The 18,412-nt window shown below is 58.9% G+C and carries 18 protein-coding genes; 12 read left to right on the top strand and 6 right to left on the bottom strand.

From position 1 onward, the window contains the following. The 4 genes from ACA059_RS14150 to ACA059_RS14135 all read left to right on the top strand — a co-directional run bounded on the left by ACA059_RS14150 (position 1) and on the right by ACA059_RS14135 (position 4,927). Positions 1–1,059, top strand: a complete 1,059-nt coding sequence (locus tag ACA059_RS14150) for an alpha-ketoacid dehydrogenase subunit beta (protein WP_033054499.1) — start codon at positions 1–3, stop codon at positions 1,057–1,059. Then, the gene (locus tag ACA059_RS14145) at positions 1,060–2,331 is read left to right on the top strand and encodes a dihydrolipoamide acetyltransferase family protein (RefSeq protein WP_497634402.1); all 1,272 of its coding nucleotides are present in this window, start codon (positions 1,060–1,062) and stop codon (positions 2,329–2,331) included. Positions 2,332–2,334: 3 nt separating this feature from the next. Beyond that, positions 2,335–3,717 (top strand): dihydrolipoyl dehydrogenase, encoded by a 1,383-nt coding sequence (lpdA, locus tag ACA059_RS14140; protein WP_497634401.1) that lies wholly within the window; start codon positions 2,335–2,337, stop codon positions 3,715–3,717. A 190-nt stretch (positions 3,718–3,907) separates the two neighbouring features. Continuing rightward, a complete protein-coding gene (locus tag ACA059_RS14135) occupies positions 3,908–4,927 on the top strand; it encodes a branched-chain amino acid aminotransferase (RefSeq protein ID WP_076031364.1) in 1,020 nt (339 codons plus the stop codon). Between the two features lie 72 nt (positions 4,928–4,999). On the opposite strand, the gene ACA059_RS14130 is transcribed toward ACA059_RS14135, so the two are convergent. Beyond that, the gene (locus ACA059_RS14130) at positions 5,000–5,992 is read right to left on the bottom strand and encodes a WaaS/CpsH family glycosyltransferase (protein WP_497634400.1); all 993 of its coding nucleotides are present in this window, start codon (positions 5,990–5,992) and stop codon (positions 5,000–5,002) included. Positions 5,993–6,159: 167 nt separating this feature from the next. Then, the gene (locus ACA059_RS14125; protein ID WP_497634399.1) at positions 6,160–7,065 is read right to left on the bottom strand and encodes a LysR substrate-binding domain-containing protein; all 906 of its coding nucleotides are present in this window, start codon (positions 7,063–7,065) and stop codon (positions 6,160–6,162) included. Positions 7,066–7,170: 105 nt separating this feature from the next. Here ACA059_RS14125 and ACA059_RS14120 point away from each other — a divergent pair, with 105 nt between their 5' ends. Continuing rightward, on the top strand, positions 7,171–7,779 hold the full coding sequence (locus ACA059_RS14120; RefSeq protein ID WP_008149720.1) for a LysE family translocator: 609 nt from the start codon (positions 7,171–7,173) through the stop codon (positions 7,777–7,779). Here ACA059_RS14120 and ACA059_RS14115 read toward each other — a convergent pair. After that, on the bottom strand, positions 7,776–8,540 hold the full coding sequence (locus ACA059_RS14115) for an ArsR/SmtB family transcription factor (protein ID WP_497634398.1): 765 nt from the start codon (positions 8,538–8,540) through the stop codon (positions 7,776–7,778). The two genes, ACA059_RS14120 and ACA059_RS14115, sit on opposite strands and share 4 nt — an antisense overlap. An 82-nt stretch (positions 8,541–8,622) precedes the next feature. Between ACA059_RS14115 and ACA059_RS14110 the strand changes: the two genes are divergently transcribed. Continuing rightward, a complete protein-coding gene (locus ACA059_RS14110; RefSeq protein ID WP_497634397.1) occupies positions 8,623–9,777 on the top strand; it encodes a cytochrome P450 in 1,155 nt (384 codons plus the stop codon). A 17-nt stretch (positions 9,778–9,794) separates the two neighbouring features. On the opposite strand, the gene ACA059_RS14105 is transcribed toward ACA059_RS14110, so the two are convergent. Then, positions 9,795–10,676, bottom strand: coding sequence for a LysR substrate-binding domain-containing protein (locus ACA059_RS14105; RefSeq protein WP_497634396.1), 882 nt, complete (start codon positions 10,674–10,676; stop codon positions 9,795–9,797). Between the two features lie 140 nt (positions 10,677–10,816). Between ACA059_RS14105 and ACA059_RS14100 the strand changes: the two genes are divergently transcribed. Then, a complete protein-coding gene (locus tag ACA059_RS14100; RefSeq protein WP_497634395.1) occupies positions 10,817–11,848 on the top strand; it encodes a D-cysteine desulfhydrase family protein in 1,032 nt (343 codons plus the stop codon). A 3-nt stretch (positions 11,849–11,851) separates the two neighbouring features. On the opposite strand, the gene ACA059_RS14095 is transcribed toward ACA059_RS14100, so the two are convergent. Then, positions 11,852–12,190 (bottom strand): FKBP-type peptidyl-prolyl cis-trans isomerase, encoded by a 339-nt coding sequence (locus ACA059_RS14095; protein WP_497634394.1) that lies wholly within the window; start codon positions 12,188–12,190, stop codon positions 11,852–11,854. A gap of 146 nt (positions 12,191–12,336) precedes the next feature. On the opposite strand from ACA059_RS14095, the gene ACA059_RS14090 reads away from it, so the two are divergent. The 3 genes from ACA059_RS14090 (at position 12,337) to ACA059_RS14080 (ending at position 14,898) form a co-directional block, all read left to right on the top strand. Continuing rightward, the gene (locus ACA059_RS14090) at positions 12,337–13,401 is read left to right on the top strand and encodes a M4 family metallopeptidase (RefSeq protein WP_497634393.1); all 1,065 of its coding nucleotides are present in this window, start codon (positions 12,337–12,339) and stop codon (positions 13,399–13,401) included. Further along, the gene (locus tag ACA059_RS14085; protein WP_461960151.1) at positions 13,398–13,721 is read left to right on the top strand and encodes a protealysin inhibitor emfourin; all 324 of its coding nucleotides are present in this window, start codon (positions 13,398–13,400) and stop codon (positions 13,719–13,721) included. The genes ACA059_RS14090 and ACA059_RS14085 overlap by 4 nt, the downstream gene beginning before the upstream one ends. A gap of 103 nt (positions 13,722–13,824) precedes the next feature. Continuing rightward, positions 13,825–14,898, top strand: a complete 1,074-nt coding sequence (locus ACA059_RS14080; protein ID WP_497634392.1) for a diguanylate cyclase domain-containing protein — start codon at positions 13,825–13,827, stop codon at positions 14,896–14,898. 12 nt (positions 14,899–14,910) lie between these two features. Here the strand turns inward: ACA059_RS14080 and ACA059_RS14075 are convergent, their stop codons facing one another. Next, entirely contained in the window at positions 14,911–15,219 is a 309-nt protein-coding gene (locus tag ACA059_RS14075; RefSeq protein WP_497634391.1) for an RcnB family protein, read from the bottom strand. Between the two features lie 156 nt (positions 15,220–15,375). Between ACA059_RS14075 and ACA059_RS14070 the strand changes: the two genes are divergently transcribed. Both ACA059_RS14070 and ACA059_RS14065 read left to right on the top strand, forming a co-directional pair. Then, on the top strand, positions 15,376–17,184 hold the full coding sequence (locus ACA059_RS14070) for a monovalent cation:proton antiporter-2 (CPA2) family protein (protein ID WP_497634390.1): 1,809 nt from the start codon (positions 15,376–15,378) through the stop codon (positions 17,182–17,184). Positions 17,185–17,269: 85 nt separating this feature from the next. Then, complete coding sequence (locus ACA059_RS14065; RefSeq protein ID WP_497634389.1) at positions 17,270–18,376, top strand: DNA alkylation repair protein; 1,107 nt, start codon at positions 17,270–17,272, stop codon at positions 18,374–18,376. Positions 18,377–18,412 lie beyond the last annotated feature (36 nt).

Genomic DNA, 18,412 nt, shown 5'->3' with positions numbered 1-18,412 from the left:
ATGAACGATCACAACAACAAAATCGAGTTGGAAACCGCCATGACCACGACCACCATGACCATGATCCAGGCCCTGCGCTCGGCCATGGATGTGATGCTTGAGCGTGACGACAACGTCGTGGTGTTCGGCCAGGACGTCGGCTACTTCGGCGGCGTGTTCCGTTGCACCGAAGGCCTGCAGAACAAGTACGGCACCTCCCGGGTGTTCGACGCGCCGATTTCCGAAAGCGGCATCGTCGGCGTCGCCGTCGGCATGGGCGCCTACGGTCTGCGGCCGGTGGCCGAGATCCAGTTCGCCGATTACGTGTATCCGGCGTCGGACCAGATCATTTCCGAAGCCGCCCGCCTGCGTTATCGCTCGGCTGGCGAGTTCACCGCGCCGATGACCCTGCGCATGCCTTGCGGTGGCGGCATCTATGGCGGCCAGACGCACAGCCAGAGCATCGAAGCGATGTTCACTCAGGTCTGCGGTTTGCGCACGGTCATGCCGTCCAACCCTTACGACGCCAAAGGCTTGTTGATCGCCTCCATCGAAAACGATGACCCGGTGATCTTCCTCGAGCCAAAACGCCTGTACAACGGCCCGTTCGACGGTCACCACGAACGTCCGGTGACCCCGTGGTCGAAACACCCGGCCGCGCAAGTGCCGGACGGTTACTACACCGTGCCACTGGACGTCGCCGCGATCACCCGTCCGGGCAAGGACGTGACCATCCTGACTTACGGCACCACCGTTTACGTGTCGCAAGTGGCGGCTGAAGAAACCGGTATCGACGCCGAAGTCATCGACCTGCGCAGCCTGTGGCCGCTGGACCTGGACACCATCGTCAAGTCGGTGAAGAAAACCGGCCGTTGCGTGATCGTTCACGAAGCGACCCGCACCTGCGGTTTCGGCGCCGAACTGGTCGCCCTGGTGCAAGAGCACTGCTTCCACTACCTGGAAGCGCCTATCGAGCGCGTCACCGGTTGGGACACTCCCTACCCGCACGCACAAGAGTGGGCGTATTTCCCTGGTCCGTCCCGAGTGGGCGCGGCTTTGCATCGGGTTATGGAGGTCTGAATGGGCACGCACGTTATTAAAATGCCGGACATTGGTGAAGGCATTGCAGAAGTTGAATTGTCGGTATGGCACGTCAAAGTCGGCGACATGGTCGTCGAAGATCAGGTACTCGCCGATGTCATGACTGACAAGGCGATGGTCGACATCCCGTCGCCAGTGAACGGCAAGGTGATTGCGCTGGGCGGTGTGCCCGGCGAAGTCATGGCGGTTGGCAGCATCCTGATCAGCATTGAAGTCGAAGGCGCGGGCAACGTTAAAGAGTCGGCTCAGCCTGCACCCGTTAAAGAAGCGCCGGTTGCGGCACCGAAAGTTGCAGCCGCTGTTGAAAGCAAACCGGTCGCTCCTGCGGCGCCGCGAGCTGCCGTTTGCCAAGGCCCAATGGTTGCTCGCGAAGCGGATGAGCGTCCTCTGGCCTCCCCGGCTGTACGCAAACATGCGCTGGACCTCGGTATCCAGTTGCGTCTGGTGCGTGGCACCGGCCCTGTCGGTCGAGTGCTGCACGAAGACCTCGATGCCTACCTGGCCCAGGGTCAGCAGCCGCAATCGACCATTGCCGCCGCTTACGCCCAGCGTAACGACGAAGAACAAATCCCGGTCATCGGCATGCGCCGCAAGATCGCCCAGCGCATGCAGGACGCCACTCAGCGCGCCGCTCACTTCAGTTACGTCGAGGAAATCGACGTCACCGCCGTGGAAGAACTGCGCGCTCATCTGAACGAAAAACACGGCGCGAACCGCGGCAAGCTGACCTTGCTGCCGTTCCTGGTCCGCGCTCTGGTTGTTGCCCTGCGCGACTTCCCGCAAATCAACGCCCGTTACGACGACGAAGCCCAGGTCATCACCCGCCTCGGCGCCGTGCACGTAGGCATCGCCACCCAAGCCGACATCGGTTTGATGGTGCCGGTGGTCCGTCACGCCGAAACCCGCAGCTTGTGGGACAGCGCTCAGGAAATTTCTCGCCTCGCTACCGCTGCCCGCAATGGCAAGGCCAGCCGCGATGAATTGTCCGGTTCGACCATCACCCTGACCAGCCTCGGCGCCTTGGGCGGCATCGTCAGCACCCCGGTGCTGAACCTGCCGGAAGTGGCGATCGTCGGCGTCAACAAAATCGTCGAACGCCCGATGGTCGTCAGAGGCCAGATCGTGATTCGCAAGATGATGAACCTCTCCAGCTCCTTCGATCACCGCGTGGTCGATGGCATGGACGCGGCGCAATTCATCCAGGCCATTCGTGGCTTGCTCGAACAACCCGCTACCCTGTTTGTGGAGTAAGGCATGCAGAATTTGAACACCACGCTGCTGATCATCGGCGGCGGCCCTGGCGGTTATGTGACGGCGATCCGTGCCGGTCAACTGGGCATCTCGACCATTCTGGTGGAAGGCGAATCCCTGGGCGGTACGTGCCTGAATATCGGTTGCATTCCATCGAAGGCGTTGATCCACGTCGCGGAGCAGTTCCACCAGACGCAGCACCACAGCCAGCATTCAGCTCTGGGCATCAGCGTTTCGGCGCCTACCCTCGACATCAGCAAGAGCGTCGAGTGGAAGGACGGTATCGTCGATCGTCTGACCACCGGCGTTTCGGCGCTGATGAAGAAGCACAAAATCCAGGTAATTCAAGGGTTTGCGAAAGTAATCGACGGTAAAACCGTAGAAGTCGGCGACACGCGCATTCAGTGCGAGCACCTAGTGCTGGCTACCGGTTCGAAAAGCGTGAACCTGCCGATGCTGCCTATTGGTGGGCCGATCATCTCCTCCACCGAGGCCCTGGCGCCGACGTCCGTGCCGAAACGGCTGATCGTGGTCGGTGGCGGTTACATCGGTCTGGAGCTGGGAATTGCCTATCGCAAGCTCGGTGCCGAGGTCAGTGTGGTCGAGGCCCAGGATCGCATCCTGCCGGCCTACGACGCCGAACTCACACAGCCTGTGCATGACGAACTGAAAAAACTTGGCATGAAGCTTTACTTGAAGCACAGCGTCCAAGGCTTTGATTCTGCTAGCAATACACTGCAAGTTCTCGACCCGAATGGCGACACCCTGAACCTGGAAACCGATCAGGTACTGGTGGCCGTTGGCCGCAAACCGAACACTCAAGGTTGGAACCTCGAAGGTTTGAACCTGGACATGAACGGCTCGGCGATCAAGATCGACAACCGCTGCCAGACCAGCATGCGCAACGTGTATGCCATTGGCGACGTGAGCGGTGAACCGATGCTCGCGCACCGGGCCATGGCCCAGGGCGAGATGGTTGCCGAACTGATCAGCGGTAAATCCCGTGAGTTCAACCCGACCGCCATCGCCGCGGTGTGCTTTACCGACCCGGAACTGGTGGTGGTCGGCAAGACCCCGGACGACGTCAAGGCTGCGGGTCTGGACTGCATCGTTTCCAGCTTCCCGTTTGCCGCCAATGGTCGGGCGATGACGTTGGAATCGAAAAGCGGTTTCGTGCGGGTCGTGGCGCGGCGTGACAATCATGTGATTGTCGGCTGGCAGGCGGTCGGTGTGGGCGTGTCGGAATTGTCGACGGCGTTCGGTCAGAGCCTGGAAATGGGCGCACGGCTGGAAGACATTGCCGGCACCATCCACGCGCATCCGACGCTCGGCGAAGCAGTACAGGAAGCGGCGCTGCGAGCCCTTGGCCACGCGCTGCACCTGTAACGACGAACGCAAAACCCTGTAGCAGCTGTCGAGCACCGCGAGGCAGCTGCTACATCGGGGAGCATCGATGGTCGCAGAGATCGAATTGCGGGCTGCGAAACAGGCCCGGAATGAAGTATTGTTGTCCCCATCCAGAAAAACGTCAGAAGCCTTGAACCGTTTCGGCGGTTGTTAAGTGATAGAGGGTGTCATGGGTAACGAAAGCATCAATTGGGACAAGTTGGGTTTTGACTACATCAAGACAGACAAGCGCTATCTGTCGCACTGGCGTAATGGCGAGTGGGACAAAGGCACCCTGACCGAAGACAATGTGCTGCACATCAGCGAAGGTTCCACTGCCCTTCACTATGGCCAGCAATGCTTCGAGGGCTTGAAGGCCTATCGTTGCAAGGACGGTTCGATCAATCTGTTCCGCCCGGATCAGAACGCCGCACGCATGCAACGCAGCTGCGCACGCCTGCTGATGCCACAGGTGTCCACCGAACAATTCGTCGAAGCCTGCAAGGAAGTGGTCCGCGCCAACGAGCGTTTCATCCCGCCTTACGGCACCGGCGGCGCGCTGTACCTGCGTCCGTTCGTGATCGGCGTGGGTGACAACATCGGCGTGCGTACCGCCCCCGAGTTCATCTTCTCGATCTTCGCCATTCCGGTCGGTGCCTACTTCAAGGGCGGCCTGACCCCGCACAACTTCCTGATCTCCAGCTACGACCGCGCCGCCCCACAAGGCACCGGTGCGGCCAAGGTCGGTGGCAACTACGCCGCTAGCCTGATGCCCGGCTCCCAAGCCAAGAAGGCGCACTTTGCCGACTGCATCTACCTGGACCCGATGACCCACACGAAAATCGAAGAAGTCGGCTCGGCCAACTTCTTCGGGATCACCCACGACAACAAGTTCGTAACCCCGAACTCGCCGTCGGTACTGCCGGGCATCACCCGTCTGTCGTTGATCGAGCTGGCAAAATCGCGTCTGGGCCTGGAAGTGGTCGAAGGCGACGTGTTCATCGACAAGCTGTCCGACTTCAAGGAAGCCGGTGCTTGCGGTACTGCCGCGGTGATCACCCCGATCGGCGGCATCAGCTACAACGACAAACTGCACGTGTTCCACAGCGAAACCGAAGTCGGCCCGGTCACTCAGAAGCTCTACAAAGAGCTGACCGGTGTGCAGACCGGCGATATCGAGGCGCCAGCGGGTTGGATCGTCAAGGTTTGATTTGACGGGGCCTGAGCCTAAGCGGCACATAACCCATCCATCGCTTTGGCGATGGGTGGGTTTTTTATTGCGTTAATTGCACTTGCTGGAATCTTGCAGTTCTTGTATGCGTTCAAGCATGGTTTCTGGGCAATGTTTTTTCAGGGCTTCCACGTCAATCGGCTTTGAGGGTGAAGCCAAAAACCGAGAAATAGCCTCCTTGTCAAATTCTTCAAAAATATAGAAGCGACTAGGATCATAAAAGTACAAATCCTTGACGGCTTTGTTGGTAGTAATTAGTTTTTTGTCAAAAAATGCAGCCTCTAGCGTTCGAAGCGTGAGGCCAGATTGCCCTGGTTGGTTGATCTCTATTAACACGTCAGCATCAATTACCTTCTGAAGGTTTTCCTCATACGGCAATATTGAATCAGTATGATATTTCGATAGTGAGATGGATGACTCATCCTTCACGATCTGAAATTTAATGCTGCAGCCCAAGCTCTCAAGATCATTAGCAATACTGTCTATCAGGTGAGCGCGACCTTTATCCCTGCCAAGAAAAAAACAAGTGATACGGCGGGTAGGCTCCAGCCTTTTTGCATTCAGCTTTCTTGCTGCTTCCGCATTGAAAGGAAAGAACTGTTCCAGGTAGTCGATACCAAATAAACGGCACTGCTCCGGGTCGAAGCTGTAGATTCTGTCGAAAAGCTTTCTCATTTCATATACAAAGGCCGCATCCACCAGATCTCTGATCAGAAGGACCCTTACGCCTTTGAAAGTGCTGATAACACTAGGATTCAATCCGCGTTTAGCTTGCCCCTCATTACAAATCAGTATGTCCTTAGCACTTATGGATTTACTCGCATTGACCAACTTCCCGAGCCACGACGTTGACATAGTTAGCGGGATTTTTTTTTGAAGCGATCTTAAAGTACGGTTGATTCTTTTGGCGTAAGCCGGGATGTGGAATTTATGAACATCATGCTTTTCAGCAAGACCATCGATCATAATCTGCTCATATCGAGCTTTCCACCCTAAAAAAAACACTCTCATATCATATTTCTCAGGTGTTAAATTGCTGGCCATCTAACGAAGTCAGGATATTTAAAAAATCAAACACGTAATGACCGATATAAAAGCTGATATCCCTAGCTCCTGAAATTGGCCCACCGAACCTGCATAGCATATGGCCATTCAGCAAGGAGTTTGACACAACACTCTCCAATGGGTGAAATCCGCCTTGCTCGATAACATCAAGAACCTGCAGGTGTGTGCTCATCCTGAGCAATGCGGGCAAACAACCACTCCACAAACACCCGTGTCTGCACCGTCACGTCCGGCGCAACACCGTAGTAATAACGCGGCAACGGCATCCGCAACTCGGGCAACGGGCAAATCAGGCGACCACTCGAGAGGTGGGTGCCCAGCAAAGAGGTCGGGCACAAGGCAATGCCCTGTCCTTCCACGGCGGCCTCAAGCACCAGGTGCATGTGGTCAAACTGCCGGGTGACCTGAGTGGCTGACTGGCCTTGACCAAAATGCAGTGCCCAGTTGTGCCAATCTTCGCGACGCGCCTTGGCGGTCAGTAACGTGTGCCGGCTCAGGGATGTCAGGTCTTGAAGCGCCAGGCGTTCGATCAGCGAAGGTGCCGCGACCAGCAACAGTTCGTCTTCGAAAAGCGCTCGCGCCTCAATCGCCGGCGCCCAGTCGTCACGACCACGGCGAATGACGATGTCGAACCCGTCGCGTGCATGATCCGGTGCCTGGGTTTGGGTAATCACTTGCGGTTTGATGTCCGGGTGCTGCGCAATGAAATCCTCCAGTCTGGGTGCTAGCCAAAGCATCGCAAAGGATGGACGGACATTGATCTTCACGGTCGGCAGCGAGGCATGTTGCTTGAGCGCAGCGGCGGCGTTGGCGATCTGCGCCAGCCCGGCGCTGACCTGCTCATAAAAACGCTGACCGGCCGGCGTCAGTACCGATTGACGGACACGCCGCTCGAACAGCAGCACACCCAGGTGCTCCTCAAGCAATTTGATGTGCCGGCTGACGGCACTGTGACTGACATGCAGCTCTTCGGCCGCCAGGCTGAAACTCTGATGACGAGCAGCAACGGCGAAGGCGCGAACAGCATTAAGCGGCGGTAGTGGATTTGTCATGCGTCTAATTTAGTCACATATGCACCGCAATTAAAGCGTTTGTCACGCCCACGTCGTCACGCCAATCTGCTCGCACACAGCCAGCGTCACCTGACGGAGCAAGACATGAACAGCTATGGACTCTTTCTACTGTTTGCCACCCTGACCATTTTGAGCCCAGGGCCAGGCGTGGTCCTGACCCTGTCCAACGCGGTGCGCCACGGCTGGACCGGGGCAGTGCCGGGCATTCTGGGGATCGCGTCGGGAGCGTTTATCGTCGCTGCGATCAGCGCCACCAGTGTTGGCCTGATCCTCAGCACCTCCGCCAACGCCTTTACCGCGTTGAAATACGCAGGGGCCGCCTATTTGTTGTACCTGGGTTACAAAAGCTGGCGCTCGGCTGGTTTCAACACGCTGCTTGAAACGCGCCCCTCAAGCCCGGGCTACCGCTTCCTTGAAGCGGCTTCGATCCAGTTTTTGAACCCCAAGGCAGTGTTTTTCTTTCTGGCGGTGTTCCCGCAATTCATCGACACCTCAGCGCACTTCTCCACCCAGTTTTTCAAACTGGTCGCCTCCTACGGCGTACTGGTGATCCTCGTGCATGGCAGCTATGCCTTGCTCGCCAATGCCGCCAAAGGCTGGTTGTCCAGCCCGAAGGGATCCTGGCTGGCGGCGAAAGTCTCAGGCGTGACCTTCGCCGGTTTTGGCGTACTCATGGCCTCGGCCAGTCGCTAAGGCGCAGAACTGGCGATCGCTCGGCGTCTGGTCTCGGTGGAAGCGGGTTGTGTTGTTGATACCTGAACCGGCAGTTCAACGGCAAACCGGCTGCTGAGTTCCTTTCGCCCCGTCGCCGTCAACGCCAGCGCGCGGCTGTCCAGGCCCTGAGTCACCCATTTGCGCTTGATCGCCGTTTGCAACAACGCCGCCCCCAACGAACCGCCCAGATGCGGCCGACGCATGCTCCAGTCCAGGCATGGGCAGGCGAAGCGGCGGCGCAGCGTACTCAAGTCCTTGACCTCGATACCCAACCCTTCAAACAACGCCTCACCGCTGTCACTCAGCTGATAGACCTGTTCATCGGTTTCCAGCAGCCACCCCGCTTCGATCATCCTGTCATGCAGCAGCACCGCCAACGTGCCGGCCATGTGGTCGTAGCAAGTGCGGGCGAATTGCAGGCGATCCGGGGTGCGCGAATTGAAGGTCGGCGCAGCGTTCTGGCCGATCACCATCAACGCTTCCAGCGCTTGGGCGACGCGGCTGTCCGCCAGGCTGTAATAGCGATGGCGGCCCTGAACATGCAAACGCACCAACGCCAGCTCTTTGAGCTTGGCCAAGTGCGCGCTGGCGGTGGAGGCGCTGACTTCGGCAATCGCCGCCAACTCAGTGCTGGTGCGGGCGTGGCCGTCCATCAGCGAACAGAGGATTTTCGTCCGGGCCGGTTCCGCGATGGCCGCGGCCACGTGAGAAACGCCGATGTCGTGCTGTTCTACGTTCATATTTCGTTCCCGGACGAATCAAGGCCCTTTCGGACTGGAGATAGTAGCAACACTTTTCCAACCACGAACAAGGCTGCGACCCATGGACCCGATCATCGCTGCGACTCATGCCGATCCTTATCCCTATTACGCGCAACTGCGCGCGGAGGGCGGGCTGGTTTTTCATCAAGGACTGAAAGTGTGGATTGCGAGTAGCGCCCGAGCCGTTGCGGCCGTGCTGGCGCATCCTGACTGTCATGTCCGGCCGTCATACGAGCCGGTGCCCAAGGCGATTGTTGGCGGGATGGCCGGCAAGGTCTTTGGTCAGTTGATGCGGATGAATGAGGGCGAACGGCAGCGTTGCCCGAGGTCGGCGATTCAACCGGAGCTGGCGTTGATTGATGTCGCTGAAGTCAATGCGCTGGTCGGTGCGCGTCTGATCACTCCCGGCGTCGATGGGTTGTACAAGGCGATGTTCCGCGGGCCGGTTTGCGTGGTGGCTGCATTGCTGGGCTTCTCTCCGGCTCAGGGCCGGGCTATCAGCGAGCTGACGGCGGACTTCGTCGCGTGCCTGTCGCCCCTGAGCGATCAAGCGCAACTGGAGGCGGCGCACGTTGCGGCGGAACAATTGAGCGGCTATTTCGTTGAGCTGCTGGATGACCCGAGCAATCAGAGCGCCCTGCTCGCCGGGATCCGCCAGCGCTTCGCGGCAACCTCTGGCGACGCTGAAATGTTGATCGCCAACCTGATCGGGCTGTTCTCCCAGACCTATGAAGTCACCGCAGGGCTGATCGGCAATGCGCTGTTGGCGTTGATTCAAAACCCGTCGTTGCACAGCGAATCGACACCCGTGGACGACTTGATCGCTGAAGCTCAACGCTTCGATCCGTCGGTGCAGAACACCCGCCGGTTTGTCGCTGTGCCTTGTGAAATCGAGGGGGTAAGCCTGAACCCCGGCGACGTGATTCTGGTGCTGCTGGCCTCGGCCAATCGCGATCCACAGCTCAATGACCATCCCGACGTCTTTCTTCTGGATCGTCCAGACCGGCGCAGCTTCACCTTTGGTGCGGGGCGGCATCAATGTCCGGGGCAGTTGTTGGCGTTGAGTATTGCCAGCGCCACGTTGAGGGAGATTCTGGCAATGAAACCCGCGCTAGACCAATTGGAATGGCACTACCGCCCTTCCCTCAACGGCCGCATTCCGCTATTCAGCGACCGCGTCATCGTTCATCGCGAGCAAGCTCGCTCCCACAGTTGATGGGTGTCGCACACAGGTCACGCCAGTCGCTGCGCAACAAAATCGATAAATGCTTTCAACTTGGGCAGTGATTTACGCGAGCGTGGATACACCATCTGTACCGGCTTGGGCGGCGGCGCATAGGCGTCCAGGATCCGCACGAGTTCGCCTTTGGCCAAGGCAGCCGACACCAGGAAATCGGGCTGCATCAAAATCCCCTCTCCGGCCACGGCCGCCTGCAGCAGCACTTGGCCGTCATTGCTTTTCAACACAGCCCCTTCAGGCCAGGGAACCTCGCTGGTGCCGTTTTTCAAAGGCCAGGCAAAACGATTGTTCCAGGACGTGTGGGTGAGGATTCTGTGTCGGTGCAGGTCTTCGGGGGATTGGGGCTCCTGCCATTTTTCCAGATACCGGGGCGATGCACAGATCACCATTCGATACGGTGGCAATGGCTTGGCCAGCAAGTTCACGCCGATCAGTTCGGAGATCCTGAACGCCAGATCGAATGACGTCTCGTACAGGTCCACCACTTCGTTGCTCAGAATCAGCTCGACCTGAATCTGCGGATAACATTGCATGAACTCCGACACCAGAGGACCGACCAATGACACGCCGAGGGTCATCGGTGCGGTGATTCGCAACAGGCCGCTGGGCTCCGGGCTCGACGCCTCCACCCGGCTGAACGCGTACTTCACCTGCTCCAGTGCCCGCTTGGCTTCTTCATAAAACAACCGCCCTTCCCCGGTGATGGATTGCCGCCGGGTGGTGCGTTGAATGAGCTGGGTGTTGAGGGTTTTCTCCAGGCTCTGGATATGCCGTCCAACCATGACCGCCGACATCCCGATGTCACTGGCCGCATCGGCGAAGCTGCCCGCCTCGACCACGGCGACGAAAACTTCCATTTGCCTGAGTTTGCTCATGACCATGCCTTGTGAAGGGAGGAAACGGAACGCTTGATTAAGTACATCAGGTTAAAGGAGTAATAACCGGCAATGCGTTTATCACGAAGGGCGTTCTCCATAGAGTCACATTATTAAATGTGAACAACGAGGCTCCATTGATGCAAACCCTACTGGACACGTCACTGAGTTCTTTTGCGCGGGCAGAGCTCCTGCAAGGCCCCACGCCCATTCAGCGCGCCGAACGCCTCGAAACACTGCTGGGATTGAAGTCGCAGGGAATCGGCCTGTTTCTCAAGCGCGACGATCATATGCTGATTGGCGGTGGCGGTAACAAACTGCGCAAACTCGAATTCCATATCGGCGCAGCGCTGGCGGCCGAAGTCGACACGGTGATCACCGTGGGCGGCATTCAGTCCAACCACGCGCGCCTGACCGCTGCTGTCTGTGCTCGCCTGGGCCTTGCCTGTGAACTGATCCTGACCCGCGCGGTACCCAAAACCGATGTAGATTACGAACTCAACGGCAACGTTCTGCTCGACCAGTTGTTCGGCGCACAGCTACAGGTGCTTGCCGGGGGCAGCGACTCACTCGCCGTGGCCGAAACACGGGCCACACAACTTCGGGACTCAGGGCGCAACGTGCTGGTGATTCCCACCGGTGGCTCAACGCCTCTGGGCAGTCTCGGTTATGCGCGCTGCGCGGCGGAGATCGCGCAGCAGGAGGCGGAACTCGGCCTCACCTTCAATCAAGTCGTGGTGCCCAACGGCAGCGCCGGCACCCACGCCGGGCTCGCGGCGGGCTTCCAGTTGCTGGGCCGAGGCACCTCGATCGTTAAATCCTATTCGGTTTTATCCGATCGAGAGACTTCAGCGGCCAGAACCCGGCAATTGACCCAGGACGCACTGGCGTTGTTGGGCAGTAGCGCCATCGTGCAGGCTGAAGAGATCGCCATCGACGGCAGTCAGTTGGGCGACGGTTACGGTCTGCCAACGCCAGCCATGCAGGAAGCAGTGCGCCTGATGGCTCGCGCCGAAGGCCTGTTGATCGACCCGGTGTACTCCGGCAAAGCATTTGCCGGGCTGTTGGCCGATCTTAGACAAGGACGCTACCGCTCCGGGGACAACGTGCTGTTCGTGATGACCGGCGGAACACCGGGTCTTTATGCCTACCGGGAAACCTTTCAGTCTTAGCGATCAATCATCGCGCGTCAGCACTTCCAGCAATTCAATCTCGAAAACCAGGTTCGAGTTCGGCGTGATCTTGCCCATGGTCCGTTCACCGTAGGCCAGATGCGCCGGCACCAGCAACTTGCGCTTGCCGCCGACCTGCATGCCCATAATCCCCTGATCCCAACCCTTGATCACCCGGCCCGTACCAATCACGCACTGGAAAGGTTTACCCCGGCTGTAGGAAGAATCGAATTCAGTCCCGTCTTCCAGCCAGCCGCGGTATTGGGTGGTAATCAGCGCGCCTTTGACGGCGGCTTTGCCGTCGCCCGGCTCAAGGTCAATGATTTGCAACTCGTCGTTCATGGTTCCTACTCGTTCACTGTCGCCCAGTGATTGGGGCGCGGACGGAGGTTTTCGCAGAAACCGGCGCGCAAGGCAATCCACGGAACCGAAAGACCGTCATCCGGCTCACATGAATAACGACTTCGTATTCAGGAAAGGATGCTCTGATGACCGACTCATCACCGCTGTACAGTTTCATCCCGCCCTACATCCTCAACCGAATCATCGCCCACGGTTCCGACCGTCAGCGCTCCAGCGCTCAGACCACGCTGATCCATGTCCGCCGTCTGCGGCACAATCCCGGCCCGCCATCGCGACCACCCGCCAAAGCGATCCTGCCGCAGCCCGGCCAACCCGGCCTGGCGCAGCGCAGCATTCACGACGCGCAAGGCAAAATGCTTCTGCCGGGTATGCCTGTGCGGCTTGAAGGCCAGGCGGCAACCGGCGATCCGGCGGTCGACGAGGCCTACGACGCAATGGGTGCCAGCTATGATTTCTTCTGGAAGGTGTTGGGTCGGGACTCCATCGACAACAAGGGTTTTGCCCTGATCGGCAGCGTGCATTACGGCCAGGATTACGAGAACGCGTTCTGGAACGGCGCGCAAATGGTGTTCGGCGACGGCGATGGCGAAATCTTCGAGCGCTTCACCCGCTCTCTGGATGTGATCGGCCACGAGTTGACACACGGCGTGATCGAAAGCGAAGCCGGTCTGGTCTATGCCAGCCAGTCCGGGGCATTGAATGAATCGATATCGGACGTTTTCGGGGTACTGATCAAACAACATGTATTGGGCCAGACCGCCGAACAGGCTGACTGGTTGATCGGCGCCGACTTGCTGGCACCGCGCATCAAAGGTATCGGTTTACGCTCGATGGCCCATCCGGGCACGGCCTATGACGACCCGTTGCTTGGCAAGGACCCGCAACCGGATCACATGCGCAAGTTCGTCATCACCCAGGAAGACAATGGCGGTGTGCACATCAATTCGGGCATCCCCAATCGGGCGTTTTATCTGGCCGCAATGGCGCTGGGCGGCTTTGCCTGGGAAAGAACCGGCCGCATCTGGTACGACACGCTGTGCGACAAACGCCTGAGTAGCGAAGCGACATTCAGTGCCTTCGCGCAATTGACTGTCGAGCATGCCCAGCAAGGATTTGGTGCAACGGCAGTCGAGGCGGTGCGACACGGCTGGTCTGAAGTGGGCGTCGACCTGACGCTGGAGGAACAATGAAAACCTTGCCAACTCTGGACGATAACGCGGTGGTCTGTGTCTCCCGCCAGGGCGGCGTGGCGGCGATCCACAGCTTGACCCGCCCCCGAGAGATCGAATTCGCCCAATGCAATGCCGACCAACGCACCCGCATTTGTTCGTTGCTCGAGGGTTGCCTGCTTATGACGAGTTCATCCGCCGGTCGGGGCGATCAGCGCTTCTATCAAATCGAAGTGCGCTACCGCAGCGGCGAACAGGACGACCGGATGGTGATGAAGGTGCCTGAAGATCAGGCGCCTGGGGAATTGGTGCATCTGTGGGACAAAGGTGAACTGCTATAAGTGTGGCGCCCCTCGTAATAGAGGCTGATGATCGAGGGCCGTGTGAACTAACATAGGCACATCTCTCCCGATACGGCTGATACGCCACGATGGCGAAACCTGAATGAATGTGGAATGGACCAGCGCCGCCCTCGGCTCAGTGGTGCTAGCCCTGATCGTCGCGTTGATCTATCGCGAGCGCTCGCTACAAAAGCAGCTGGCCGAGTATCGCGTGCTGATCACCAGCCTGACTGACGGACAAAACATCCGCCAGGACGGTGACGCCGAACGCTTCAAGCGCAGCCAGTACTTCGCCCGTATCGGCACGTGGGATTGGGATGTCGACACCGACAAGCTCTACTGGTCGGACGCGATCTACGGCATGTTTGGCTTCAAGATCGACGAAGTAACGCCCTCCTACGCGCTGTTTTGCTCATGTGTTCACCCGGACGACCGGGCCAAGGTCCGGGCCGGGGAATTGCGTTGCCTGAAAACCGGCGACAACCATGACGAGGAATATCGGGTGGTCTGGCCCGACGGCACGATCCGCTGGCTTCGGGAAACCGGCAATGTGGTCAAGAACGACCAGGATGCAACGATCAAGATGATGGGCGTGGTACGCGATATCACCGAGGAAAAAGCCTCCGCCAGCTACCTGCAACACCTGGCCCACTTCGACCCGCTGACCGGTCTGCCCAATCGTCTGGTGCTCGAGGAGCGTCTGTCCGAAGCGCTGGAACAGGCGCGCATCAGCGCCACGAGGGTTGCGCTGGTGTTTGTCGACCTCAATGGTTTCAAGGCAATCAACGACCATTACGGCCATGCCGCCGGCGACCGGGTACTGATCACCACCGCCACCCGACTGAAGAAAATTCTGCGTTCAACCGATACCGTCGCCCGGATCGGTGGCGACGAGTTTGTGGTCATCCTTCAAGGCCTGTCCCAGGGCAACAGCCTGCAAGACGAAGCCCGCAACATCTGCCAGAAAATCTTCGTCGAACTATCGCCACCGGTGACCATCGGTAATGATCTACGCCACATCGGCACCAGCCTGGGGGTCGCGGTGTTCCCGGACCATGCGCCGAGCATGGACCGGTTGATTCATATTGCGGATTTGGCGATGTATGAAGCTAAACGCAGTGGGAATAATCAGTATCGGTTGGGCACTGAAAGCCCCGTGCGTGCTCACAGCGAATAGCCCTTCGACGGTTTAACGCTCCACTGGCGTGATATCCACAATCGTCCCATTTGTGATCATCACCATCATGTACTTGTCGTTGATCTGCACCCACTGCGCCTGGCCCTTCGGCGCTTTTAGGCCTTTCTGCTTCCAGTTGACCAGGGCTTTTTCGCTGCGTTGGTAAACGTCAGGGGCGCGGTCACCGACCACCAGTTCGCGGGTGTTGTTAACCCCGGGCTGGACGGTTTTTTGCGGTGGGTCATCCGCTTGAACGATCGGGCTGATACCGGCAATGCCTGCGACAAGGGCGAGGCTGGCGATAAGGGTCTTGCTGTTCATCGGTGAACCTCCATTAATGTCTTGGTACCTGAAATCCGACTGCGCTGGCGCTGAATCATTCCTTATTGCTGCGATGATTGCGATTGGATTGGCTGACGCATGCTTCTCAAGCCTTTATCCTGAGCGCCCCCGCCGTACCGATTTCTGGAGTAAGCCATGCCCCATGAAGGCAACCTGTTGCAAGCCGCTGTCGTGTTTCTGTTCGCGGCCGTGCTCACCGTTCCCTTGGCCAAGCGCCTGCAATTGGGGGCGGTGCTGGGTTATCTGTTTGCAGGGGTGATCATCGGGCCGTCGGTGCTGGGCTTGATTGGCAATCCGCAAAGCGTCAGCCACATTTCCGAACTCGGGGTGGTGTTGCTGCTGTTCATCATTGGTCTTGAGCTGTCGCCACGACGTTTGTGGGTGATGCGCAAATCGGTGTTCGGCGTCGGCTTGGCGCAGGTACTGCTGACGGGCTCGGTGATTGGTGTGCTGGCGTTGTTCGTGTTCGGCCAACCGTTGAACAGCGCGATCGTGCTGGGCTTGGGCCTGGCGCTGTCGTCCACGGCGTTCGGTTTGCAAAGCCTGGCCGAGCGCAAGGAGCTGACCAGTCCCCACGGGCGCTTGGCATTCGCGATTCTGTTGTTCCAGGACATCGCCGCTATCCCGTTGATCGCCATGGTGCCGTTGCTGGCGGGCGGCGATCACACCAGCAGCGCTGGCGAAGGCCTCAATCACGGCTTGCGCGTGCTGGGCAGCATCGCGGTGGTGGTGATCGGTGGGCGGTATCTGCTGCGCCCAGTGTTCCGGGTGGTGGCCAAGACCGGTTTGCCGGAAGTCTCGACCGCCACTGCGTTGCTGGTGGTGATCGGCACGGCGTGGCTGATGGACCTGGTCGGCGTGTCCATGGCGCTGGGGGCGTTCCTCGCCGGGTTGCTGCTGGCGGATTCCGAATACCGTCACGAACTGGAAGCGCAAATCGAACCGTTCAAGGGATTGCTGCTGGGGCTGTTTTTCATCAGTGTCGGCATGGGCGCCAATCTGAGTCTGCTCCTGAGCGCGCCGATCACGGTGCTGGGCCTGACCTTGTTGCTAATCGCAATCAAACTGCCGCTGCTGTTTGTTGTCGGTCGGCTGGCGGGTGGTCTGGGCAAGGTCAGTGCGATTCGCCTCGGCATCGTGCTCGCGGCCGGTGGTGAATTTGCGTTTGTGGTGTTCAAGATCGGCCGCGACCAGGGATTGTTCGAGCCACGCCTATACGACTTGCTGGTGCTGACCATCACCCTGTCCATGGCGGTGACGCCGCTGCTGTTGCTGTTGTGCGCGCGACTGGTCAGCCCCAGGGTGCAACCGGTGGTGGTGCCGGAAAAATTCCGCGAGATCGATACCGACACGCCACGCGTGGTGATCGCCGGCATGGGCCGTATGGGGCAGATCGTTGCGCGGATTTTGCGCGCGCAGAACATCAAGTTCGTCGCCCTCGACACCTCGGTGGAAACCATCGAACTGTCGCGCAGCTTCGGCGGTGTGCCGGTGTTCTACGGCGATCCGATGCGCCCGGAGATCCTCAGTGCGGCCAAGGTCGAGCAGGCGGAATACTTTGTCATCGCCACCGACGACCCAGGCACCAACATCAAGACTGCCGAGCTGGTGCACAAACTCTATCCGCACATCAAAATCATCGCCCGGGCCCGTAACCGTCAGCATGTGCATCGCCTGGTGGACCTTGGCGCCGAGGCCATTCGGGAAACCTATTATTCGAGTCTGGAAATGAGCCGGCGCACGCTGGTCGGCCTGGGGCTGACCCAGGCCCAGGCCGATGCGCGGATCAAGCGCTTCAAGCATCACGACGAGCAGGTGCTGGAGGCCCAGCATGCGATTTATGACGATGCGGCGAAGGTATTGCAGACGGCGCAGGAAGCCCGGGCGGAACTGGCGAGATTGTTTGAGTCGGATCAACTGGAAGAGGAAGCGGGCAAGCGTTGAGGCGACTGTGAGGGCCTCTTCGACTTGCTCGCGAAGAACGATAACGCGGTATTTCAGGCAAAACAGAATTTCCAAGGAGTTCACCATGACTGACCAACCCTCCCCCGCCCTCAAGGAAATCTTCAACGCCGACCGCCTCAAGCACATCGCCACCGAGATGACCGCCGTCTACCCAGCGTTCAACGCCAAGGCCTTCCTGAAACTGGCCAACGACGGGCTTGATGATTTATCGATCATGCAGCGCATGGCCCGAGTCAGCGAGTGCCTGCACGCGGTCCTGCCATTGAGCTATGAAGAAACGCTTGAAGTGCTGCGCGCCCTCGCTCCGCGGCTGAACAGCGGCTTCGTCAGCATTTCATTACCGCATTACATCGCGATGTACGGCGGACATGCCTTCGAACAATCCATGGACGCCCTCAAGTACTTCACTGCGTTCGGCTCCTCTGAATTCGCGATCCGCTATTTCTTGCGAAGCGATATCGAACGCTCACTGGCGGTCATGCACGAGTGGTCCCTGGACGAAAACGAACACGTCCGCCGCCTGGCCAGCGAAGGCAGCCGACCGCGCCTGCCATGGTCGTTTCGACTGGAGCAGATACAGGCTGACCCGACATTGGCGGCCGCGATCCTCGATAACCTCAAGGCCGACAACAGCCTCTACGTGCGCAAGTCCGTGGCCAACCACCTCAACGACATCACCAAGGATCATCCCGAATGGGTGCTGGACTTGATCGAAGGCTGGTCGCAGGACAACAAACACACCGCGTGGATCGCCAAACACGCCCTGCGCAGCCTGATCAAACAGGGCAACCAACGCGCATTGGCGATCATTGGCGCGGGCGGCAAGCCTGAGGTCGAGATCATCGATGTGAAGGTGGAACCGGCGGTGATTCGTCTGGGTGAAAAAATCACCCTGTCCTTCGCCGTGAAATCCACGGTCCAGGACAGTCAGCGACTGGTGATCGACTACGCGATCGATTACGTGAAAGCCAACGGCAGCACGTCGGCGAAGGTGTTCAAGCTCAAGGCGCTGACGCTTCCCGGCAAGGCGACCGAGACCATCGCGCGGGGTCAGCACATCAAGGAACTCACCACCCGCCGCCATTACGCAGGCGAGCACGCCATGCACATTCTGGTGAACGGTGAGCGCCTGGCCAGCACCGGGTTCGAGATTATCGCTGACGCTGATTGACCGTATTGCCGGTCTGAAGACAGCACCAACCGATCT

The organism is Pseudomonas sp. LBUM1647 (genome assembly GCF_059716175.1).
Note: the sequence above shows the minus strand (reverse complement) of the source record. Positions and strands in the feature narration are given on the sequence as shown.